Genomic DNA, 4526 nt, shown 5'->3' with positions numbered 1-4526 from the left:
ATTTGCATGACCACCGAAGAACTCCTGCCACGCTTGCAATCCGCAGGGCTGATCAGTGGCACCGACATCCGTGTGACGCCACTGACCGGAGGTGTTTCCAGCGACATCGTGCTCGTGGAATCCCCCACTCAGCGCCTCGTGGTCAAAGCCGCTTTGGAAAAGCTGCGCGTCAAAGACGACTGGTTTGTCGATGTCTCGCGCAATCGCGTGGAGCAGTCCTTCTTTGAATACGTCTCGCCCCTCATGCCTGCCGCCGTGCCGCGCATCCTCGGCGGGGGCGATGGCTGGTTCGCCATGGAATACCTCGGCGATGAACTGCAAAACTGGAAGTCTCTGCTGCTGGCAGGACACTTTGAAACCGAAACCGCAAGGCTCGCAGGCGAAGTCCTCGGTCATCTGCATGCCGCATCTTGGAATGATCCCGTCGCACGCGATCACTTTGACACCCTGCCGAATTTCCAAGCCCTGCGCATCCACCCCTACCTGCTGACCACTGCCGAGCGCGTGCCTGAAGCCGCTGTCGTGCTCCACGCAGAGGCCGCTCGACTGGCAGAAACCAAGCTCGCCCTCGTGCATGGAGACTACAGCCCCAAGAACCTCCTCGTCGGCCCGCAGCGACTCATCGTGCTGGACGCCGAGTGCGCATGGTTTGGTGATCCCGCCTTTGATGCCGCCTTCATGCTCACGCATCTGCACCTGAAGGCCCTCCTAAACCCGATGGCCCTTCAGCTCTTGCCCGTCTTTTGGTCCGCCTACACTTCCGCCTGCGGTCACGATCTGGAAACGAACACCGTGAAGCTCCTCCTCTGCCTGCTCCTCGCTCGCGTGCACGGAAAATCACCCGCCGAGTATCTTTCCGCAGAACAACGCGACCTCGTCACACGTTTCGTTCTCTCCCATTTATCCCAACCACCCTCGCTTGCCACTCTCACGGAGGCCTGGGCTGCGCACGCATGAAAATCACCTCTCTCGACGCCCTGCAAATCTTCGACAGCCGTGGCAATCCCACCGTGGAAGTCATCGCTACATTGGAAGATGGCACGACAGGCCACGGTCTGGTGCCCTCAGGCGCCTCCACCGGCCACCATGAAGCGCTGGAACTGCGCGATGGCGACAAAAGCCGCTTCCGTGGCAAATCGGTGTTCAAGGCCGTCTCTCATGTGAAAGGAGAAATCGCCAGCGCCACCCTCGGGCGCGATGTCTTTGATCAAGCCGGACTGGATGCCGCCTTGATCGCGCTAGACGGCACACTCGGGAAATCACGCCTCGGTGCCAATGCCATTCTCGGCACCAGCATGGCCGTGGCGCAGGCTGCGGCAAATGCGAAACGCATCCCATTGTTTGAATCCCTCGGCGGCGGGCAGGGGACTCTGCTGCCGCTCCCCGAGATCCAGATCTTCGGCGGTGGCAAGCACGCCCAGGGCCGCATCGACATCCAGGACTTCATGATCATGGCGCTCACCGCGCAGTCGTATGAGGAGACCCTCGAAGTCACCGCCAGCGTCTTCCACGCCGCCGCCGATGTTATGCGCGAGCGCGGCCTCCTTGCCGGTGTGGCCGATGAAGGCGGCTACTGGCCCATGTTTGACCGCAATGAAGATGTGTTCGATGCCCTCATGGCCTCCATCGAACGCGCGGGCTACACACCCGGGCAAGAGGTCGGCATCTCGCTCGACATCGCCGCCACGGATTTGTTTCATGAGGGCCACTACACACTCGGCCTCGAACAGCGCCGCTTCACCTCCGAGCAGTTTGCCACGCTCATGATCGAGTGGGTCGATAAATATCCCATCGTCTCCATCGAAGACCCTATGGCCGAAGATGACTGGGCGGGCTGGAACATCGTGCGCGAGGCCATCGGCCATCGCTGCCAGCTCATCGGCGATGACCTCTTCACCACCAACCTGGAACGCATCGAGCGCGGCATCGCCGCCAGCACCGCCAACGCCGTCCTCATCAAGCTCAATCAAATCGGCACCGTCACCGAAACCATCGCCGCCATTCACCGCACGCAGGCTGCCGGCTGGCTGCCCGTCGTCTCCGCGCGCTCCGGCGAAACCGAGGACGCCTTCATCGCGCATCTTGCCGTGGCCACCAATGCCGGTCAGCTCAAAGTCGGCTCCTTCAGCCGCAGCGAGCGCATGGCCAAATGGAACGAAGTCCTCCGCATCCAGCGCCTGCTCGGCTCACGCGCCCGCTTCATCGGCGCAGGCATTTTTGCCAGTGCAGGCATTCAGCTTTCATGAAACTCGCCACCATCACGCCTGCTGCATTGCCGGTCAGCCAGATCGGTCTCGGCTGCGTGACGCTGGGGCGCGAGATTGATGAGGCAGCCTCCTGCGTGCTGCTTGACCACGCCCTCGCGCGCGGCGTTCGTCTCTTCGACACCGCAGCAGCCTACGGCCACGGCGCCTCGGAAAGCATCCTCGGCCGCTGGCTCGCCTCGCGCCGCCCGAGTGGCATCACCATCGCCACCAAGATACTGCCACCTTATGACCGCATCGACATCGCTGCCAGCATGCAGCGGCTTGGCGTCGATCAAATCGATCTACTGTACCTCCATCAGTGGCATGACAGCGTGCCCGCAACAGGCCCTGCTCTCGATGAACTCCTGCGCTCCGGCCAAGTGAAGGCGCTCGGTCTCAGCAATGTCACTCTGGATCAACTGCTCGCCGCAGGGTCACGCTTCAGCGTCGTACAAAACAATCACAACCTCGCTGTCAGCGACGTGAGCGATGCCTTGCGCGTACACTGCATGGAGCACAGCATCGCCCTCGTCACCTACAGCCCGCTGGGTGCCGGGTTTCTCACAGGCAAGCATCAGCAGGGGGTGCAAAGCGGATCGCGTTTCGATCTAGTCCCCGGACATCAGGATGTCTATTTTCACAGTGGTTCGTATCGCCGTCTCGCCACCCTCGAAGCCGTCTCCGCACGCACCGGTCACTCGCAGGCGCATCTGGCCCTCGCCTGGGCGCTGCATCAGCCGGGCATCTCTTCCGTGCTCATCGGCGGCCGCACACCTGCGCATCTCGACCAGGCCTTCGCCGCGCTCAACCTCGATGAACCCGCACTCTTTGCCGAACTCACCGCATGAACACAAAATCCCCTCAGATCCTCGAAGACTATGAGCGCGACGGCGTCGTGCTCGTCCGCCATCTACTCACCGCTGACGAAGTCGCCGCCGTGCGTGCCGAACTGGAGCGCTACATCCGCGATGACCTCGCCGCACAGCCCGTCGATGCCCGCACCTTTGAAAAGGATGAGAAGACCGTGCGCAATCTCTGGCGTCTCGAAAAATACAACGAGTGGTTCCGCCACCTCGGCGAACGCGCGGACATCCGAGCACTCGTCGCTCCGCTGGTCCATGGCGAGCCCGTGCTCGTCGGAGTCGAGACCTTCAACAAGCCCGCCCGCATCGGCTCCGGCGTGCCCTATCACCAGGACAATGCCTACTTCTGCCAGACTCCGCCGGACATGCTCACCGTGTGGATCGCCATCGATGCCGTCACCGAGGCAAACGGCCCCGTCTTCTTTATCAAAGGCTCGCACAAGGACGGCATGCAGCCCACCAAACCCAGCGGCGTGCGCGGCAACAGCATCGGCATGGCAACTCCGTCACCCGTGCCGTTGAGCGAACAATTCTGCGGCCTGCTCGCTCCCGGCGATGCCACCATCCATCAGTGCGAAACGATCCACCACTCCGCGCCCAACACCACAGACCACTCCCGCCTCGGCCTGCTGCTCGTCTATCGCGGCAGCCACACGCAGACCGATCCCACGTTGAAAGCCGCCTACTCCGCCGCCGCCGCCCTGACACCACCTGCATGAAAACCAGTCTCCTCTTCCTGCTCCTGCTCACCGCATCTGCCGCCGCGCGTGACATCCCCGTCGGCAAAGACAAAGACGCCCCCACCATCGCACAGGCCATCAAAGCCGCGCTGCCCGGAGACATCATCCATCTCGAACCCAAGGTGTATCGCGACTATGCCGGCTTCTACGGCAAGAAAGGCGAACCCGGCAAACCCATCACGCTAGATGGTCATGGCGCGACCTTGGAAGGCAGCGATCCTCTCGATCCCACGCAGTGGACTGAAGTGTCGCCCGGGCTCTTCGCCAATGATCATCTCATCGCACGCAATGACGACGCCATCATCGGTCGCTGGTTCTTTCTATGGAATGGGCAGATGCAGCACATGGGCCGCACGTCCAAAGGCCGCAGCGCACCGCTCAAAAAAATGGAAGAACTCCAGCCCGGTGAATGGACCTTCGTCAAAGACCCTTCACGCGAGAAGCCACCCTCCAAGCAGATTTATGGCACCTTCTACCTCAAGCTCCCAGCGGGCCAAAAACTCGCCGATGCTAATATCTTTGCCCCCATGCGCAGCGCCGGCGTGCAGTTCAGCGGAGACAATGCTCACCTCGTCATCAAGAACCTCACCGCCACGCATCCTTACAACGACGGCTTCAACATCCACGGCGACTGCCGCGATGTGGCCTTTGAAAACATCGCCGCCATCGAGTGCGGA

At 61.8% G+C, this 4526-nt stretch carries 4 protein-coding genes and 1 pseudogene; all 5 read left to right on the top strand.

Annotated features, from left to right (window positions below; all coding sequences use genetic code 11):
- A partial coding sequence (locus ACIREA_RS27145; protein WP_397385454.1) for a phosphotransferase family protein occupies positions 1-957 on the top strand: 957 nt, incomplete at its 5' end.
- Positions 954-2246 (top strand): phosphopyruvate hydratase, encoded by a 1293-nt coding sequence (gene eno / locus ACIREA_RS27140; RefSeq protein WP_397385453.1) that lies wholly within the window; start codon positions 954-956, stop codon positions 2244-2246. The genes ACIREA_RS27145 and eno, both read left to right, overlap by 4 nt.
- Positions 2243-3094, top strand: a complete 852-nt coding sequence (locus tag ACIREA_RS27135) for an aldo/keto reductase (protein WP_397385452.1) — start codon at positions 2243-2245, stop codon at positions 3092-3094. Before eno ends, ACIREA_RS27135 begins: the two co-directional genes overlap by 4 nt.
- On the top strand, positions 3091-3828 hold the full coding sequence (locus ACIREA_RS27130; RefSeq protein ID WP_397385451.1) for a phytanoyl-CoA dioxygenase family protein: 738 nt from the start codon (positions 3091-3093) through the stop codon (positions 3826-3828). Before ACIREA_RS27135 ends, ACIREA_RS27130 begins: the two co-directional genes overlap by 4 nt.
- Positions 3825-4526, top strand: a pseudogene (locus ACIREA_RS27125) (hypothetical protein); the annotation flags it as partial. The gene ACIREA_RS27130 and the pseudogene ACIREA_RS27125, both read left to right, overlap by 4 nt.

It is taken from the genome of Prosthecobacter sp. (assembly GCF_044373815.1).
Taxonomy (GTDB): domain Bacteria; phylum Verrucomicrobiota; class Verrucomicrobiia; order Verrucomicrobiales; family Verrucomicrobiaceae; genus Prosthecobacter.
The sequence above is the reverse complement of the archived record's forward strand: the minus strand, read 5'-3'. Positions and strand labels throughout refer to the sequence as shown.